Source organism: Pseudohongiella nitratireducens, assembly GCF_001642735.1.
In the GTDB taxonomy this organism is placed as follows: domain Bacteria; phylum Pseudomonadota; class Gammaproteobacteria; order Pseudomonadales; family Pseudohongiellaceae; genus Pseudohongiella; species Pseudohongiella nitratireducens.
In genome coordinates this window covers 270131-287868 of the sequence record NZ_LWHM01000033.1, presented here as the reverse complement: position 1 = coordinate 287868, position 17738 = coordinate 270131, and the positions used below count along the sequence as shown (strand labels likewise).

Annotated in this window: 16 protein-coding genes; 7 read left to right on the top strand and 9 right to left on the bottom strand. The window is 50.5% G+C overall.

The window, feature by feature from the left end:
* Window positions 1-4 precede the first annotated feature (4 nt).
* Together cysB and PSCS_RS13800 are read right to left on the bottom strand one after the other, a co-directional pair.
* Window positions 5-979: an HTH-type transcriptional regulator CysB gene (gene cysB / locus PSCS_RS13805; RefSeq protein WP_068812658.1), complete on the bottom strand. Its 975-nt coding sequence runs from the start codon at window positions 977-979 to the stop codon at window positions 5-7.
* Window positions 976-1911, bottom strand: a complete 936-nt coding sequence (locus PSCS_RS13800) for a 5'-nucleotidase (protein ID WP_068812657.1) — start codon at window positions 1909-1911, stop codon at window positions 976-978. The genes cysB and PSCS_RS13800 overlap by 4 nt, the downstream gene beginning before the upstream one ends.
* Window positions 1912-1976: 65 nt before the next feature.
* Here PSCS_RS13800 and PSCS_RS13795 point away from each other — a divergent pair, with 65 nt between their 5' ends.
* Together PSCS_RS13795 and PSCS_RS13790 are read left to right on the top strand one after the other, a co-directional pair.
* Complete coding sequence (locus tag PSCS_RS13795) at window positions 1977-3104, top strand: patatin-like phospholipase family protein (protein WP_068812799.1); 1128 nt, start codon at window positions 1977-1979, stop codon at window positions 3102-3104.
* 86 nt (window positions 3105-3190) lie between these two features.
* Window positions 3191-4558: a UDP-glucose dehydrogenase family protein gene (locus PSCS_RS13790; protein ID WP_068812656.1), complete on the top strand. Its 1368-nt coding sequence runs from the start codon at window positions 3191-3193 to the stop codon at window positions 4556-4558.
* On the opposite strand, the gene PSCS_RS13785 is transcribed toward PSCS_RS13790, so the two are convergent.
* Complete coding sequence (locus PSCS_RS13785; protein WP_068812655.1) at window positions 4492-5238, bottom strand: tellurite resistance TerB family protein; 747 nt, start codon at window positions 5236-5238, stop codon at window positions 4492-4494. The two genes, PSCS_RS13790 and PSCS_RS13785, sit on opposite strands and share 67 nt — an antisense overlap.
* Window positions 5239-5310: 72 nt before the next feature.
* Between PSCS_RS13785 and map the strand changes: the two genes are divergently transcribed.
* From map to dapE, 5 genes are read left to right on the top strand one after another with little or no spacing between them, the layout of a single operon-like run.
* Window positions 5311-6087: a type I methionyl aminopeptidase gene (gene map, locus PSCS_RS13780; protein ID WP_068812654.1), complete on the top strand. Its 777-nt coding sequence runs from the start codon at window positions 5311-5313 to the stop codon at window positions 6085-6087.
* Window positions 6088-6128: 41 nt separating this feature from the next.
* Window positions 6129-8837, top strand: a complete 2709-nt coding sequence (locus tag PSCS_RS13775) for a [protein-PII] uridylyltransferase (protein WP_157885724.1) — start codon at window positions 6129-6131, stop codon at window positions 8835-8837.
* Window positions 8834-9181, top strand: a complete 348-nt coding sequence (locus PSCS_RS13770) for a Spx/MgsR family RNA polymerase-binding regulatory protein (protein WP_068812653.1) — start codon at window positions 8834-8836, stop codon at window positions 9179-9181. The genes PSCS_RS13775 and PSCS_RS13770 overlap by 4 nt, the downstream gene beginning before the upstream one ends.
* Before the next feature lie 25 nt (window positions 9182-9206).
* Window positions 9207-10238 (top strand): 2,3,4,5-tetrahydropyridine-2,6-dicarboxylate N-succinyltransferase, encoded by a 1032-nt coding sequence (gene dapD / locus PSCS_RS13765; protein ID WP_068812652.1) that lies wholly within the window; start codon window positions 9207-9209, stop codon window positions 10236-10238.
* A gap of 37 nt (window positions 10239-10275) precedes the next feature.
* Window positions 10276-11436, top strand: coding sequence for a succinyl-diaminopimelate desuccinylase (gene dapE, locus PSCS_RS13760; protein WP_068812795.1), 1161 nt, complete (start codon window positions 10276-10278; stop codon window positions 11434-11436).
* Window positions 11437-11444: 8 nt separating this feature from the next.
* Here the strand turns inward: dapE and PSCS_RS13755 are convergent, their stop codons facing one another.
* The 6 genes from PSCS_RS13755 to PSCS_RS13730 all read right to left on the bottom strand — a co-directional run bounded on the left by PSCS_RS13755 (window position 11445) and on the right by PSCS_RS13730 (window position 17738).
* Window positions 11445-12146, bottom strand: coding sequence for a class I SAM-dependent methyltransferase (locus tag PSCS_RS13755; protein ID WP_068812651.1), 702 nt, complete (start codon window positions 12144-12146; stop codon window positions 11445-11447).
* The gene (gene tsaB, locus PSCS_RS13750; RefSeq protein WP_068812650.1) at window positions 12127-12879 is read right to left on the bottom strand and encodes a tRNA (adenosine(37)-N6)-threonylcarbamoyltransferase complex dimerization subunit type 1 TsaB; all 753 of its coding nucleotides are present in this window, start codon (window positions 12877-12879) and stop codon (window positions 12127-12129) included. The genes PSCS_RS13755 and tsaB overlap by 20 nt, the downstream gene beginning before the upstream one ends.
* An 81-nt stretch (window positions 12880-12960) precedes the next feature.
* Entirely contained in the window at window positions 12961-14004 is a 1044-nt protein-coding gene (locus PSCS_RS13745) for a hypothetical protein (protein WP_157885723.1), read from the bottom strand.
* A 145-nt stretch (window positions 14005-14149) separates the two neighbouring features.
* A complete protein-coding gene (adk, locus tag PSCS_RS13740) occupies window positions 14150-14803 on the bottom strand; it encodes an adenylate kinase (RefSeq protein WP_068812649.1) in 654 nt (217 codons plus the stop codon).
* A 64-nt stretch (window positions 14804-14867) separates the two neighbouring features.
* Entirely contained in the window at window positions 14868-15674 is an 807-nt protein-coding gene (gene mazG / locus PSCS_RS13735; protein WP_082866648.1) for a nucleoside triphosphate pyrophosphohydrolase, read from the bottom strand.
* A gap of 24 nt (window positions 15675-15698) precedes the next feature.
* Window positions 15699-17738 (bottom strand): RelA/SpoT family protein, encoded by a 2040-nt coding sequence (locus tag PSCS_RS13730; protein ID WP_068812648.1) that lies wholly within the window; start codon window positions 17736-17738, stop codon window positions 15699-15701.

Below are 17738 nucleotides of genomic sequence, written 5' to 3'. Positions count from 1 at the left end.
CGGGTCAGAGCGTAGGTACCTCGCTGTCCGAGAACAGCGCATCAACCTCTGACTGAGATGAACACTTCAATGCGGCGTGGACTTTAGCCCTGCTCAAATGCGGGGCAAACATCTCAACAAAATCAAACATATAAGCACGAAACATCATCCCCCGCCTGAATCCAATTTTAGTCAGACTGAACTCAAAGAGATGACTGGCATCCAGTGCCACCAGGTCACTGTCTTTGTCAGCATCATAAGCCATGCTGGCCACAATACCGATCCCCATCCCCAGCCGCACATAAGTCTTGATCACATCCGCATCCGCGGCGGTAAAAACAACTTTGGGCTGTAACCCTTTACTCGCAAAAGCATCATCCAGCCGGGAACGACCCGTGAAACCCAACACGTAAGTTACCAATGGAAATTCTGCCAGATCGGCCAATTGCAGTTTCCCCCGCCCGACCAGCGGGTGGCCAGCAGGAACAAGCACCACACGGTTCCATTGATAGCATGGCATCATCATCAGGTCATTGAACTGTTCCATGGCTTCGGTGGCAATGGCAAAATCCGCCACACCTTTAGCGGCCAGTTCGGCTATCTGTAACGGTGTCCCCTGATGCAGCTGCAACGACACATCTGGAAACTTGCGAATAAACGTTGACAACACCGGTGGCAGGACATAACGGCTCTGTGTATGGGTGGTCGCCAGCGACAGGCTGCCAACCAGTTCATTCTTGTACTCCGCCGCCGTCCGCTTGATATTCTCGGCTCGCAGCAACAGCTCCCCCGCCTGCTCTACTATCTCCGTACCACCGGCTGTCATGCCTGCGATATGTTTGCCGTTGCGGATAAATATCTCGACACCCAACTCATCTTCCAGCGCCAGTATCTGTTTGCTGACACCGGACTGCGACGTATGCAAGGCTTCTGCAGCCGCTGAAACATTCATGCCATGGGCTGCGACTTCCCAGATATAGCGAAGCTGCTGAAGTTTCATGATGATGAATCCTTTTTATTATTTTTTGCTGATTTATTCTGTGCTTTCAGCTCATTTGCCACCCCGTGAGGCACATGACCTGTCGCAACATGCTCTCGCGCTGATTCACAATGTCCTTGCTGATCATCAAAGAAGACATCCGCATCAAACGCTTTCAGGAAACTGCCCTTCTCCATGCCACCCAGAAACAGGCTTTCATCAATACGAATATTCCAGGCTCGCAACGTCTTTACGACACGCTCGTGGGCTGGCGCTGAGCGCGCAGTAACCAGACAGGTACGTATGGGAGATTCACCAGCCGGAAATGCCGTTTGCAGTTGCTGGAGCGCTGACAGGAAAGGCTTGAAGGGTCCGCCTGACAGCGGCTGGTCAGCCGAATTCTTCTCGCTGCGGGTAAACGCTTCCAGCCCTTGCGTTTTATAGATACGCTCAGCTTCATCTGAAAAAAGTACCGCATCCCCGTCAAAGGCAAACTTTAAACGACCGGAAGAATTGGTTTGGGGGTTGGACGGTAAAATAGTTGCAGCTGCTACACCTGACTCCAGGGCATGTCTGACATCAGCCCCATCCATGGATAAAAACAGGTGACAATTGAAGGCAGCGATATAGCGATAGGGGCTGTCACCGCCGGAAAAGGCAGCACGTGAAATAGCCAGATCGTAATGTTCAATTGAATTAAAGATTCGCAGGCCGGTATCCGCACTGTTCCTGGAAAGTAAAATCACTTCAACCGCCTGGCGGTCAAGATTTTCATTCAACCGCAACAGTTTTCGAACCAGGCTGAAAGCACCGCCTGGCTGCAAGGGCTCATTTTCATGAGCAATCTGATATTGTTGGTAAGCATCCAGGCCCTGTTCTTCAAATATAGAGTGACTTTCGTTCAGGTCGAACAAGGCACGTGAAGAAATGGCAATAACCAGTCTGTCTGACATTCTCAATCCGTGTTAGCGTTAAGCGCAACATGCATGCGCAATATGATCAGGAATCCAGTGATAATATGCTAAGCCGACAAGACAATAAACCTGTTCCTCAAACTGCATTGGTATTATCGGGTGGCGGAGCAAGAGCTGCTTACCAGGTCGGGGTCATGAGAGGCATTGCCCGCATACTTAATGATGACCGCCCCAACCCTTTCCGTATTATCTCTGGCACCTCGGCCGGAGCGTTAAACGCCACCGGACTGGCGACCCATGCACATAAATTGAAAACTTCCGTGCGAATGCTTGAATATGTCTGGGAAAACATCACCATTGATCGTGTTTATCGCCTTGATTCCTCGGGTTTGCTCAGTAGCGCCTCAAACTGGGTTTTCTCATTTCTAGCCAATCGCGGTCGCAAGATGGCGCCATCTCTACTCGATAACAGGCCTCTGCAGGAGCTGCTATCCAGCGTTCTGAAGCTTGAGCGGGTTGGTGAAAACATGTCCCTGGGGTACCTGGATAGCCTTGTAGTGAATGCTTCCGGGTATAGCAGTGGTGAGTCTGTCTCTTTTTTTCAGTCAACCAAAGAGGTAGACAACTGGAGCCGCCCACACAGAATTGGCATTCGTACAGAGCTTCGCCACCAGCACCTGATGGCCTCAACAGCTATCCCATCGTTATTTCCTGCCATCAAAATCAACCGGGAATACTTTGGTGATGGCGCCATTCGTCAATTGGCACCACTGAGTCCCGCGATTCATTTGGGGGCTGAAAAAATACTGGCGATTGGCGTTAGCGGCAGCCGGCGCAAACACCCCGCGAAAGATGAGGATGTCGCCCAGCCGTCCCTGTCACAAATCCTTGGGCATATCCTCAATAGTGCGTTTGTTGACTCACTGGAGCATGACATTGCGACACTGCAGCGTCATAACGCCCTGTTGGCTCAATGCCGGGGTAAGCCGGCCCACGACATTCGACCTATTGACCTGCTCAGTATTACTCCGTCAGAAGATCCTAACCATATCGCCGATGCGCATTACCATCGCCTGCCGAAGTCGATACGCCTGTTTTTACGCGATACCAACTCAAACTCTCTGGCCAGCCTGCTGATGTTTGATCATCATTATTGCAGTGACCTGATGAAACTGGGTATTGCTGACGCCCAGGCCAAGCGGGAACAGGTATTAAAATTTTTTAACGAATAGCGGCGGGTTATTACCCATATGTGTCATGACAGTGACAAGCAGCTGTACTAAACTTGGTCTTTTACATTTGTCAGGGAAGTTCTTACATGAAGGTAACGATATTTGGAACTGGCTACGTAGGCCTTGTAACGGGTAGCTGCCTGGCCGACTCAGGCCACCAGGTAATGTGCATGGATGTGGATAGTCAGAAGGTCGAAAAATTGCGCAATGGCATTATTCCGATCTATGAACCCGGGTTGGAGAATATCGTCGCTGAAAACAGCAAACTGGACAATTTACACTTCACCGATGATGCCGATGAGGCTGTCGCCTTTGCTGACATTATCTTTATCGCTGTCGGCACACCGCCCGATGAAGACGGCTCAGCAGACCTGAAATATGTACTTGCAGTTGCCAGGGATGTGGGACGACGCATGGAAGTGCGTAAAACAGTCATCACCAAGTCTACCGTTCCTGTTGGCACGTCAGACAAGGTTAAAGCGGCCATTGTCGAAGAACTGACCACCAGAAACAAAGATCTGATTATTGATGTTGCGTCGAACCCCGAATTCCTCAAAGAAGGCGCCGCGGTCAATGACTTCATGAAACCAGACCGGATCGTCGTCGGCACTGATTCGGACCATGTGCGCAAACAAATGACCGAGCTATATGCGCCATTCAACCGCAATTCTGATCGCATGATCTTCATGGATATCAGAGCAGCCGAACTGACTAAATATGCCGCTAACGCCATGTTAGCGACAAAAATCAGTTTCATGAATGAAATCGCCATTCTGGCTGAGGAACTGGGTGCCGACGTGGAACAGGTTCGACACGGTATTGGCTCCGACCCCCGTATCGGTTACCAGTTCATTTACCCGGGCATTGGCTATGGTGGCTCCTGTTTTCCGAAAGATGTCCAGGCCTTACAACGCACCGGCGGCGAACACGGCCTGCCAATGCGCATCCTGGATGCAGTTGAGCAGGTTAATGCCAAGCAAAAGCTGCACCTTGTCAACCGGGTGAACCAGCATTACCAAGGTGACATCAAAGGCAAAACATTTGCCCTCTGGGGACTGTCTTTCAAGCCTAAAACGGATGATATGCGCGAAGCACCCAGCCGCCAGATCATGGAAGCGCTATGGGAGGCCGGTGCCAAAGTTCAGGCTTATGACCCCGAAGCCATGGAAGAAGTGGAAAGAATATACGGACAGCACCCTGGCCTGCTGCTGACAGGGACAAGGGATGCGGCGTTGACGGGTGCTGATGCGCTGATTATTTGCACCGAATGGCAACATTTCCGGGCCGCCAATTTTGACGCGCTGGCCGAAACGCTCAGCGACAAAGTCATTTTTGATGGCAGAAACATGTATGAGCCCAGCAGAGTCGAAGCGGCCGGACTCACCTACTATGCCATCGGCCGTGGCGAGTCGCTCAGGCGATCATTGCTCGATTCCACTTCGACAAAAGGCTGATCCAGGTTTTGGCGCAGGTCTGCAGGAATCTGCAGACGCTGCGCCAAAGCGTCCAGCCAGGCTTTTTCTGCCGGATGATCCAGGTCTATTGCCAGACGTGATACAACATAGATCTGAGACGCCTCTTCCATCGTGCCCACCCCTTCACTTAGCTCAGCCAGAGAGACAGGCTTTGACAAGCAGTCGAAAATACACGCCTTGGCCTCAGCATCCAGCGACATGGATTCAACCTGCTGAAAAATAGCAGTCTGTTCGCTGGCATCAATATGACCATCCGCTTTAGCGGCACCAATCATGGCCTTGATCAGCCGCAAGGACTGGTTTGTGTCTGGCGGAATCTCCTGTGCCGTGGACGTTGCCGGTGATGGCGCCGTTGCAGAATAATTGGCAGATGGTTGTGCGACACCTTGTCGGCCTTGCCAGGCTTTGTAGGCAACCAGTCCTGCTGCAGCTGCACCGCCATAAAGCAGGGCCTTGCCACCCATCTTGCGCATCTTCTTGTTACCCAGCAACAAGCCTAACACGCCTCCTGCCGCTGCCCCTTTACCAAAACTGCCACCCAGCATGTCGGTTAGACCGTTACCGCCTGAACCTTGCTGTGTCGGCTGATTTGTCGGGTGCGAGTTACCAACATTATTTTTACCCAAAAACTGAGAAAGCAACTGATTCGGATCTATCATCTTATCGGGTTCCACTAAATGCTGTAAAAACATACAATAGCAATATTCATTCTAACCGGGAAATATACAGGCATGCCTGTCATTATCAAGACTCAGGACGAAATTGAAAAAATGCGCATTGCTGGCCAGTTGGCCGCAACTGTACTGGAAATGATTGGTGAATACGTCAAACCAGGCGTCAGTACAGGTGAGCTTGACAGAATCTGCCACGATTACATTGTCAATGTTCAGGGTGCTATCCCTGCCCCATTGAATTATAACGGTTTTCCCAAGTCGGTCTGCACTTCAGTCAACCATGTTGTCTGCCATGGCATTCCCAGTGAATCGAAAATCCTGAAGAATGGCGATATTATCAATATCGATGTGACGGTCATTAAAGACGGTTATCATGGTGATACCAGCAAAATGTTCTTCGTGGGTGATGTTGCGCCACATGCGAAACGTCTGTGCCGTATTACCCAGGAGTGCATGTATCGTGGTATTGAAATCGTTAAACCTGGCGTCACGCTGGGGGATATCGGACACGTTATACAGGAGCATGCTGAGCGCAACAACTATTCAGTGGTGCGCGAATATTGTGGTCACGGTATTGGCAAAATTTTTCATGAAGAACCACAAATCCTGCATTACGGCAAACCTGGCCAGGGTCTGGTGATTGAAGAAGGCATGACCTTTACAATTGAACCCATGATTAATCTGGGAACACGTCACACCAAGCTTTCCAAAACTGATGGTTGGACGGTCACGACCAAGGACCGACGGCTTTCCGCACAATGGGAGCACACACTGGCCGTGACAGCGGATGGTTTTGAGATCATGACAATACGATCAGAAGAGTCATTCGGTTAAATTACGACACCCTCCGCCACTGACAAATGAGACTACCTGACATGAGTACTGCTGAAACGGCAACGAGTCGCCCGCCAGTGGCATTAACACGCCTGCTGGAAAAACTGGACCTCTCTCCACTGGATAACCAGGCGCACGCTGACAAGGCCACAGCGGCTTTTCGTGAGCTGCTCAATAATGCGAGAGAGATCTTTGATGACGCATATCGCAATGGCTGGGAGATTCGTGAACTGGTACAGGGTCGTGCCTACGTGATTGATCACATCATACAGGCAGCCTGGGGTGTATTTGACTGGCACGCCAGTGATGAAATCAGCTTGCTGGCTGTCGGTGGATATGGCCGTGGCGAGTTGCACCCCCATTCTGACATCGACTTGCTACTGCTGATGCGCAAAGATGTCACCAAGGAAAACCGGGAAAGTATTGGCCAGTTCTTCACCATGCTCTGGGACATTAACCTTGAGATTGGCCAGAGCGTAAGGACAATCAAGCAATGCAGAAGTGAAGCGCTGAAAGACATTACCGTCGCCACCAGCCTGATGGAGTCCCGGACGTTGGTCGGGCCCGGTTCACTGCGCGACGAAATGATTGCAACAACTCAGGACAACAAGGTATGGCCGGACCCGGAGTTTTTTACCGCAAAACGCGATGAACAGATTGCCCGGCATGATAAGTACTACGATATTGATTATGCCCTGGAGCCTAACGTTAAAACGTCCCCTGGCGGCCTGAGGGACATCCAGACTGTTGCCTGGATAGCCAAACGGCATTTTAATGCTGACAGCCTGGACGAACTGGTTGCGCCCGGGTTTCTCACTGAAAATGAATTCAGTCAGTTACGCGAAGGTGAAAACCTGTTGTGGCGATTACGCTATGGCCTGCATTTGCTGTCAAAGCGAAAAGAAGACCGCCTGCTGTTTGACAAGCAGCGCGACCTGGCTGCCATTTTCGGCCTGGAAGATGACGACAAAAGCCTGGCCATTGAGAAACTCATGCAGCAGTACTATCGCGCTGTGGCGACGCTCCGGGAGCTGAATGATTTGCTGTTGCAGCATTTTGAAGAGGCGATTTTACGAGCAGGTGAAAAAACCGAAATCAGCAAAATCAATAATCGCTTTCAGATTCGCAATAGCTATATCGAGGCGTGTAACGATCAGATTTTTAACCGCTTCCCCTTTGCACTGATCGAAGTCTTTGTACTCATGGCGCAAAACCCTGATATTCAGGGCGTGCGTGCCTCCACTATCCGGCTGATCCGCGAACATCGCGAGCTGATTGATGACGACTTCCGTCACGATATCCGCAACACCACACTGTTTATGGAGCTTTTACGCTCTCCCCATAACCTCACTGCCCAGCTTCGCAGAATGGCACGATATGGGATACTTGGACGCTACCTGCCAGAATTCGGCGCAATCACCGGTAAAATGCAACATGACCTTTTCCACATTTACACAGTGGATGCGCATACCTTGCAGGTGGTTGAAAACATGCGCCGCTTCCGACTGCCAGAGGCTGAAGAAAATTTTCCTATTGCAGCCCATATTGCCAATAAACTGCCAAAAATTGAGCTGTTGTATATTGCCGGCCTTTATCACGATATCGCCAAAGGCCGTGGCGGCGACCACTCGCAACTGGGTATGGATGATGCGGTGAACTTCTGTGAACGTCACCACCTCAGTAGCTGGGACGCCAAACTGGTTTCATGGCTGGTCGGCAAACACCTGTTAATGTCCATGACTGCCCAGCGCAGAGACATCTCAGACCCGGAAGTGATTCACGACTTTGCCCTGCAGGTCGGTGACAAACTACACCTGGATTATCTCTATGCACTGACCGTTGCCGACATTAATGCGACCAACCCTACGCTTTGGAATGCCTGGCGCGCATCCCTCCTGCGCCAACTCTACCTGAGCACCAAGAAAGAATTACGACGCGGTCTGGAAAACCCGATAGACCGTGCCGATCGTATCAAGGACAAACAGGAAAGCGCACTGACCAAACTCAGCGACAAAGGCGTTGACCGTGATGCTGTACTGGCAATCTGGCAAAACACTGACGACGAATATTTTGTCCGCGAATCGGTGGCCAATATTGTCTGGCATACAGAGTCAATTGACGAACACAACCGCAACAACCCTGACCAGGAAACGCTGGTGCTGGTGCAGGACACGACTGACTCGCTTGCTGAAGGGGCGACTCACATCTTCATCTACACCATTAACCGTAGTCATTTGTTTGCCAGCAGTGCCGCTGCAATGGAGCAACTGGGACTGAACATCCATGATGCCCGTATTTTTACTTCCGCCAAGAACTACTGCATGAACACATACTCTGTTCTCAACAGTGATGGTGAAGCATTGGGCGACAATCCCGACCGCATTGCCGAGATAAAATCACTGCTTTGCGAATACCTGGCTGAACCTTCCGCACATTTGCGTGTGCCCCGCAAACGCCAGCCCAGAAAGCTGAAACATTTTGGCCAGCAAATCGAGATTGACCTGATCAACAAAGACGAACAGGATTTTTCTATTCTGGAAGTCAATGGTATCGATCAGCCTGGGTTACTTGCAGCCATTGGTAAAGTATTTGCGGAACAGGATATCCAACTGCTCAATGCTCGAATTGCCACACTGGGAGAACGGGTGGAAGATTTGTTTTACGTGACCGATGAGAATGATCAGGCTATCACTGAACCTGATAAAATAGAGGTCCTGAAAAAAACGTTAATGGAAGAGCTGACTACATGATGACTGTCTACGGCATAAAAAACTGTGACACGATTAAAAAATCATTACGCTGGCTGGATGAGCAGCAGCTGCCAGCGCGGCTACATGACTACCGCAAAGACGGCATTCCGCCATCTCTGATAGATGACATGCTGGCGCACTTTTCGCCGGAGCAACTGGTGAACCGCCGGGGTACAACCTGGCGGCAGCTTGCCGAACAGGAAAAAGAGACAGCATTGACCGTCAGCGGTTTCAAAAAGATTGCAGCGCAACACCCTGCCCTGATCAAACGTCCTCTGGTCCGCGTCAGCGATGATCAGTGGGTGCTGGGTTACGCTGATCTCAGCAATCTTCAATCAATTTAATTATTAGAAACAGGATGTACGAATTATGAGCTCGAATAAACTTCACAGCTTCGCAATTGGTCTGGCAACACTGGATGAAAATGGGGAGATTATCGAAGTTTTCTACCCACAGCCTATGTTATCGCTTGAGAAGGATACGATTTCCAATATCATCAAGGCTTGCGGGTACCAAAGCGGTAATACGTGCATACAACTGAGCCGCGAGGCCATGCAGGATCTGTCTAACGATCCGACCTTCCCGCTTCCCGGTGAGTTACAGGAGTCGGCTCGGGTTAACCGGCAAAGTGTGATAGCGACTTTCATCGAGGAAGATGTTGCCCCGACAACTGTCGCTGAAGTGTATTTGAAACTGCATTTACTGTCTCACCGACTGTGTAAACCACACTCAGTCAACTTGCAGGGCGCGTTCGGAGTGCTGCGTAACATTGCCTGGACCAGCCAGGGCGCCATTGCCATTGAAGAGCTGGGCGCACGGCAACTGCAGGCCCGGGCACGTGGCGAGTTGCTTGATGTCATGTCCGTCGACAAGTTTCCGAAAATGGCCAATTATGTGGTACCAGCAGGTGTCAGGATCGCTGACACTGCCCGGGTCCGTCTTGGCGCTTATGTCGGCGAAGGCACAACGGTCATGCATGAAGGTTTCATTAACTTTAATGCGGGCACAGAGTCTGCAGCCATGATCGAAGGTCGCATCTCGGCTGGCGTGACAATTGGTGCTGGCAGTGATCTCGGGGGTGGCTGCTCAACCATGGGCACCCTGTCAGGTGGTGGCACCACCATCATTTCTGTTGGCAAAGACTGCCTGATTGGCGCCAATGCCGGTATCGGTATCGCGCTGGGCGATCGTTGCGTGGTGGAAGCAGGCCTTTACGTCACCGCAGGCACCAAAGTGGGCGTACTTGATAATGAGGGGCAGTTGGTTGAGTGGGTAAAAGCGCGAGAGCTGTCTGGTAAAAATGATTTACTGTTCAGACGCAATTCTTGCTCTGGCGCTGTCGAGTGCCAGACTAATAAAACCAGTATTGCCTTGAACGATGAACTGCACACGAACAACTGAGACCTGATATATGCCCAGTGACAACCACAGTAATGATATGAATTCGCCAGCTGATGCCCAAGCTGTTTGCTCAGACACGCTTGAGTTAGCAAAAGCACTGGTCAGAATTCCATCAGTAACACCCGATGACAAAGGGTGTAATGCCCTGATTGCAGATCGCCTGAAAGCACTGGGGTTTACGATCGAATCCATGCCATTTGGTGAGGTTAATAATCTGTGGGCTCGCCTGGGCAACAAAGGCCCTTTGTTCTGTTTTGCCGGTCATACCGATGTGGTACCCACCGGGCCGGAGTCTGACTGGCAATTCCCACCGTTTGAGCCGACTATCCACAATGGCATGTTGTATGGACGTGGCACGGCTGATATGAAAGGCAGTATTGCTGCCATGGTGACTGCCTGCGAACGATTATTGTCTGAACCCGTTGAACTCAATGGCTCTATCGCCTTTCTCATCACTTCCGATGAGGAAGGCCCTGCGATCAATGGAACCAGAAAGGTTGTTGAAACATTGTCTGCACGAGATGAGTTCATTGACTGGTGTCTGGTTGGTGAGCCCTCCAGTACATCCCGCCTGGGTGATATCGTCAAGATTGGCAGACGAGGCTCGTTGCACGGCCGCCTGACCGTTCAGGGCACCCAGGGTCATGTTGCCTACCCTCACCTTGCTGACAACCCCGTACATCGCGCACTGGCCCCTCTGGATGCCCTGTGTCGCGAAACCTGGGATGAAGGCAATGACGCTTTTCCACCAACCAGCTTCCAGATACCTAACATCAATGGCGGAACCGGTGCTGACAATGTTATTCCTGGTGAGCTCAAGGTGTCTTTTAATTTCCGGTACTCAACGGAACTGACCCAGCAAGTCATCCAGGATCGCACCAAAGCCATACTTGACGGCTTTGATCTGAACTACATCCTTGACTGGGAACTTTCGGGCGAACCGTTTCTGACTCAGAAAGGCCCGCTCGTTGATGCGGTTCAGCAGAGCATTGCGCAAGTCACGGGTGACAATACACAAACCTCAACCAGTGGCGGCACATCTGATGGTCGTTTTATAGCGCCCACCGGCGCTCAGGTAGTGGAGCTGGGTCCTTGCAATGCCACTATCCACAAAGTGGATGAGCACGTTAGTGTCAAAGACCTGGAAACGCTCTCGTCTGTTTATGAAGATATATTGCGTCGCCTGCTAATCGACTGACTTATGCACTAGATCGCAGTCAGATTGCCAACATAGATATCAAAACGACTTGTTTTACCCCTCAGCATTGAACTGGGCTGAACGCTATCAAGAGGCTCGGCTGACACGGGCCTTTTGACAACGACCTTTTTGGCGCGCTGTTTTGCCACCGCCAGCAACCCCACTCCTTCTGCATCTTCATCATGCAACTGCTGTAGTAACCAGCGCTCTTTCTTAACCTGAGCTGTTTTCTTGCGGGCCGGAAACATGGGATCCAGGTAAATCACGCTGACCGGGTCAACGCTGGCCAGGGCTGCACGGCTATCGCCGCAAGGGCTGAGTGACAAGCGCGAAATGGTTGCAGTAAATAATGCATCGCCTGACGTCTGACTTTCCTGCTGAGCACGCTTAAGCCCGTCCGCAAGCAAGGCATGCATGACGGGTGACTGCTCAATCATTAACACGTGCCATCCAGCACTCGCTAGCAAAAAAGCATCAACGCCCAGCCCTGCTGTGCCATCAATCAGACGGGGAGGTTCATTATCAAGAAGAAACAATTTCCCGGCTGCTTTCACAACCGCCTGCTGCCGCACGGCTTGCTGGCGACGATATTGCATGGCAGGTGAAGAGAAATTGACATTGATGAAAGCCTGCGGACGATCCACATGATAGAGCGATAAACATCCATCTATCTTCTCTAACCGTAATGTGTCAGGCAGGCTGATTGTCATTACTCACCGTGCGGTAATGCATCTCGTCTTTCAGGTAGCTGGGCACCAGGTCCGTCGGATCAAGCGTGATGTTGTGATCAAATTTATAGCGAGCAACCTGGGCAACAGTCTTTGCGTTAACACTGGCCGGAACAGCAGTAATCCCTGGCATCTCTATCCTGTCCCAGGCTTCACCGACAAAAACCGTGTGGTGACCTTTGTCTTTGCTGAGCGCTAACCAGGCAGCAATGTCTGTTCCGTTAATCACCGATTCTTTACCGACCAGCACAGGATAACCACGGCTGTCCAGGCTATACTCGGCAAAATAAAATTCATCTTCCCGTGCATGCAGCAATACTGCCCAAACGGTTTCATCACGTCCATCCTGATTGACAGCAGATTTAACTACCTGCTCAATATCTACCGTCTTTTCTTTCTGACTAGCATCCAGCACCATGGCCTGAAGGGCAGAAACAGCACAGGTTTTGAGATCAGCACCAAAAGCCAATCCTTGTGCGACAGCTATGCCAATTCTGATACCTGTAAATGAACCTGGACCAAGATTTACCGCAATAGCAGCACAGTCAGCCAGGGAAACAGATGCCTGATTGAGCAAGTGATCGATTGTCGAAAGCAACTCATCAGCATGACTTCGTTTACGGTCTGACTGACTGAAGAAACATTGCCCTGCGTCAACTAACGCTACCGAGCAATAAGTGCCGGTGGTCTCAATGGCCAATATGGGTTGCTGCATGATCAGAATAGTCGCTGAGAATTAGAAAACCAGCCTGCACAAAGATATGCAGGCTGGATAATCAAGGTAGGTAAAGCGCGCTTAGGAAGCGGCTTTCTTGGTTTTACGTGTGCGAGTAGGCGTGGTCTTCTTCGCAGCAGGTTTCTTTGCCGCTGTCTTTCGTGTAGCTGTCTTTTTGGCTGCTGGCTTAGTAGCAGTTGTCGACTTGGCAGTAGTCTTGCGAGCGGTAGTGGCTTTCTTGGCTGCAGGAGATTTGCGGGTCGCTGCTTTCTTCGCTGCCGGCTTTTTCGCTGCTGTTTTAGTAGCAGTGGTAGCACGCTTTTTAGCTGGTGCTTTTTTGCTCGCTGCTTTCGCTTTGGTCGCAGCTTTTTTAGCGGCTGCCTTTTCGCGAGCCAGCTTGGCACGTTCTGCCGCTTTGGCTTTGGCTGCAGCACGTTTGGCCGCAGCGCGCTCACGTGCAGCTTTAGCTTTTGCAGCAGCACGCGCTTTATCGGCAGCTTTTTTAGCAGCGACTTTGGCACGCTCTGCAGCGCGTTTGGCAGCAGCTCTTTCTTTCATGCGCTCTTTCTTCAAGCGGGCAGCTTCTTTCGCTGCATCCTCTTTACGACGCTTGCGCATCCACTGGGCGCTGAACTTTTCTACAGCTTTTTCGAGGTCTGCCTGGGCTTTGTCTTCAATACGCTTCTTGCGGGCCTCTTCTGCTCGCAATTTAGCTTCAGCTTTCGCCTTGGCTTTGGCAGCATCCGCTAATGCTTTGACCTGCGCTTTAGCTTCAGTCAGTTTAGTATTAATTTTTGAGAGATTAGCTGAGGCTTGTTTTGCAGCCTTACGAGCATTAGCCAGTGCTTTCTTGCTGGCTGCCGTGGAAGTTTTTGACGCTTTCGCTGCAGCTGTTTGAACTTTCTTTTCTGCAGCTAATGACTTTTTCTTGCCTGCTGCCAGTTCCTTTTCTACTTTAGTTTGTGCAGCTTCCGCTTTTGCCAGTGCAGCATCCTTTACATTCTTTGTGTTCTTTTTCTTGACTGCTGGCTTGGCTGTCGTTTTTTTCTTTGATTTTACGTTGGCCATATTTTTTATCTCTCCGAAAACTTTGGAAGAAAACACCCAATCGATTACGTAATACACGCACGTCTATGCGGCACAATAACATAAAATATAGTGACTTACAGCATCATAATACGGGTTTGAAAAATATCAGCAAGCATTTGCTGAAAGAAAGGGGCATCGAATGCCGTTTTTATAACATTCGATGCCATTGTGCGGGTTATAACTATCCGTTCTTTAACGACTCAGCCAGCTTGTTGCGAATGTTCTGAACGTCATCCTGTCCATCCAGGCTGACAAAGCGAACAGTTGTCCCTTCTTCTTCAAGTTGCTTGTAGAAGTTTACCAGCGGGCTGGTTTGTTCATGGTATACAGCCAAGCGTTTACGCACTGTCGCTTCCTTATCGTCTTCGCGCTGAACCAGTGCTTCACCCGTTACATCATCAACACCTTCTTTGGCTGGCGGGTTATGCTGAATGTGATAAACACGCCCCGAACCCGGGTGCACACGGCGTCCGCTTAATCGCGAAACAATCTCTTCATCATCAACACGAATTTCGATGACTCGATCAATATCAATGCCCGCATCAACCATGGCCTGGGCCTGAGGGATAGTCCGGGGGAAACCGTCAAAAAGAAAACCATTCGCGCAATCTGGCTGAGCTATTCGTTCTTTTACTAATGCGATAATGATCTCATCGGTAACCAGGCCGCCACTGTTCATGACACTTTCGACCTGCTTACCCAGCTCGGTACCAGCTTTGACTGCCGCACGCAGCATGTCACCAGTCGAGATCTGCGGGATGCCAAGCGCCTCAGTAATAAACTGAGCCTGCGTTCCCTTGCCTGCGCCAGGGGCTCCCAGCAAAATAATTCTCATAGTTTTCTCCTGTCTGATCTAGCTTATGTTCAATTGAATTCGGTACTGCAGCCGCTGGCGTTGATTAATTTTGTAACTTAGCGCGTTGCCACATGGCATCCAGCTGCGATTCATCTAATTCGTCCAATGCCTGGTCAGTTGCTTTTGCCTGCTCTTCGACCAGTCTAAAACGGCTTTCGAAACGGTTATTGGCTTGCCTTAATGCACTTTCCGGATCAATACGTAAGTGCCTGGCAAGGTTGACGCAGGTAAAAAGCATGTCGCCTAACTCATGTGTAACTGCATCCTGATCAGCAGAAGCTAACGCTTCCTCCAGTTCTTGCCATTCTTCTTCAACTTTTTTTAACACCCCTTTCTCATCAGCCCAGTCAAAACCGATGGAAGCCGCTCTTTTTTGCAGTTTCCCGGCACGATCCAGTGCTGGCATCGCACGAGGTATATCGTCAAGCACGGAAACATTGCCAGCATTTTGGCTTTGGCGCTCGGCATTTTTGATTTCTTCCCAGCGCAGCTCAACCTGCTCGGCACTTAACCCACTGGGCGAGCCAAAGCTGGCCAACGTTCCATCCGGGAAAAGGTGAGGATGACGGGTCAGTAGTTTTTGCGTCACTTTATCAGCGATATCACCCAGGTCGAACGTTCCCTCTTCTTCAGCGATACGGGCATAAAAAACAATCTGAAAAAGCAGGTCGCCCAGTTCATCGCAAACTTTTTCCGGGCCTTCTTCTTCGATGGCATCAACAACCTCATACACTTCTTCAAGCGTATGCCGGCAAAGCGATTGCCAGGTCTGCTTTCGGTCCCAGGCACAACCATTTTCGGGATCACGCAGACATCGCATCAATTCCAGCAATTGTCCAAGTTGTTCCAGTTGCGCCGACTTAGCTGACGTCACTTACACTCCCCCTTCAGTTCGGCGTGCTTCAATGATACTTTCCATATCATTCAGTTTCCCAAGCGCACTCAACAGGTGTGTCCAACTGGTCAGTTCAATCTGCATTTTTAACTCTGCTGTCCCGTTGACGCGATCACTGTGGGTTGCAATTGATAACACATAAATCGACTCGTTCGCGAGTATTGTCGTAATATCACGCAGCAATCCAGCGCGATCCTGCGATTTAATCAGTATTTCAACCGTTCGCGCTACCGGTTCATCATTGGGCAGTACGCTGCCATCCGTTTTAACAGCACTGTCATCGACCTGCTGGCTTAATAGCTGACTGGCGACTTCAACAACTTCAGGAACCGTAATAGTGCCGGTCCCCACGGAAACAAACAGTCCCTCACCATTGCGACAACCCAGCTTGCGAGCAACTTCTTCAAAGGGAATATTGACCAGGCCGGCACGGTGAAATTCGGTCTCCAGCCACATCTGTCCAAATTCATGATTCTGTTCACGGTCTTGTGATTTAAACCACTGCTGAATCTTCGCCTGCGCCCTGGGTGTTTGCGCAAAACCCAAGTGCGGCTTAAGCCAGTCGCGGCTTGGTACATTCAATTCACTGGAGATAACCTCAACTCTGTCTCCTGTTTTTAACTGGTAGTTTAGCGGCACCAATTTGTCATTAACACGGGCGCCAGAGCAGTGATTTCCAACTTCTGTATGAACGTAATATGCAAAATCCAGCGGTGTCGCTCCGGCCATCATATCCACGACATGACCTTCTGGTGTGAAAACATAAACGCGCTGATCAGATTCCGCATCATTGCGTAACTGTTCTGCCAGGCCGCCGACCATGCCCATTTCATCGTGCCAGGCCAGCACCTGGCGCAGCCATTCAATCTTGCCGGCAAACCCATCCTGATAGCCGGGATCATCGATGCCTTCCTTGTAGCGCCAATGTGCACATACGCCTAGTTCCGCATCATCATCCATGCTGAATGTGCGAATCTGGACTTCCAGTATCTTCTGCTCAGGACCAATGACTGCAGTGTGCAGGGATTGGTAACCATTGGCTTTGGGGTTGGCAATATAGTCATCAAACTCATTGGGAATGACACGCCACAGGTTATGAACAATACCCAGAACGGTATAGCAATCCCGTGTTTCCGGCACTAATACCCGAACAGCCCTGATATCATATATCTGATCAAAATCCAGTTGTTTGCGCTGCATCTTGCGCCAGATACTGTAAATACTCTTGGGGCGCCCACTGACTTCCGCATCAATACCAGCGCGGTTGAACTGTCGCCTGAGTTCTTCTGTTACCTCGGCAATAAACCGTTCCCGGTCAACGCGACGTTCATCAATCAGTTTGGCAATGGATTTATAATTTTCCGGTTCCAGATAACGGAAGGACAGGTCTTCCAACTCCCACTTGAGCTGACCAATACCCAGACGATGAGCCAGAGGTGCGTAAATATCGAAAATCTCACGCGCAACTCTTTTCCGCTTTTCGTCCCCGGCCTGTTTCAAAGCACGTATGGCACAAGTTCGTTCAGCCAGTTTAATCAGCGCAACACGAACATCATCAACCAGGGCCAGCAACATCTTGCGCACATTTTCGACTTGTACATCATTCTGACCCAATACACGTCGCTTGCTGGTATCCGTGTCATTTATCGCTGCCATGCGTAACACCCCTTCCAGCAAATTGGCAACAGCGTCACCAAATTGCTCGCGAATGGTTTGCAACGACAAACGAGTTTCACGGACAGGACGATAGAGAAGCGCAACAACGATCGCTTCATCATTGAGGTGCAGCTGCGCCAGTATCTCTGACATCTCCAGTCCGGTATGGTAACTGCTGACGCCAGGTGTCCAGTCATTCTGGCTTGCCCGTACCGAGAGTTCGATTTGCCAGCTTAAATCACAAGCCCGGCGCAATTGATCATGGTTATCCAGGGCCACATAGCTTTCCAACCGTGATAGCCATTGCTCAAAATTAACACTGCCATCCGGGTTGAATGAGTAGCCGCCGCGAACCTGTACCAT